The organism is Microbacterium karelineae (assembly GCF_009745985.1).
GTDB lineage: Bacteria > Actinomycetota > Actinomycetes > Actinomycetales > Microbacteriaceae > Microbacterium > Microbacterium karelineae.
Window position 1 is genome coordinate 1 of sequence record NZ_WFIX01000014.1, and the last position, 712, is coordinate 712.

Consider the following 712-nt stretch of genomic DNA (forward strand, 5'->3'; position numbering starts at 1 on the left):
GCTTTCCATGTGCTGAGCTGCTTTATTTAATTGGTCGTTATATTTATGAGTAGAAGCAGATACGTCTACAGTTTGATTGATCTGATCAACAGAGTTTGAGAATTTATCAATTCCTGTTCTTAATCTTTCAAATAATTGAACGTCTAATCTGGCATCTTCAAGCATTTTATCCAATTTGTTAGAAAGAGAATTTTCTAATTCAGCAAATTGAGCTCCTGTATTTTTAGTTGTTACATTAGAGTGTAAAGGATTTGGATTAGCGTGTTTATCTAATAACTCAGGATAAACATTTTCCCAAGCATAAGACTCTTCAGTTTTTGGAGGGTCAAATGCAAAGATGATAAAGATAATCGCCTCAGTGATAAGTCCAACGGTAAGAGCAATGTTACCGTTAATAGGTCCCAAGGTAATGTGAGTAATTTTAAGCCAAGCTCCAAGAATTACAATTGCAGCACCGAATGAATAAAAGAAATTCATCCAAGCATCTTTAGTCTTAAACATATTGAGTTAGTTTTTTTAATGTTAAATAAAATTGTTATTGAAAAATTGTCTGATTAATTTCTGTTAACTCTTCTTGGTTTAACAGCTGCTTCAGGAATATCCTGTACAGTTCTGAATCCGATATAGCTTCTTGCGGAATCTTTTCTTTCCCAATCTCTAGCACCTGTCATTAGTGCATAACCTATATCTTTCCAAGAACCACCTCTTACAG

1 protein-coding gene is annotated in these 712 nt (G+C 33.7%); it reads right to left on the bottom strand.

Translation table 11 applies throughout. The annotated features are described in order from the left end of the window. Window positions 1–501: type IX secretion system motor protein PorL/GldL (gene porL, locus GB932_RS21730; RefSeq protein WP_156758777.1), on the bottom strand; the 501-nt coding region annotated here is incomplete at its 3' end. Window positions 502–712 lie beyond the last annotated feature (211 nt).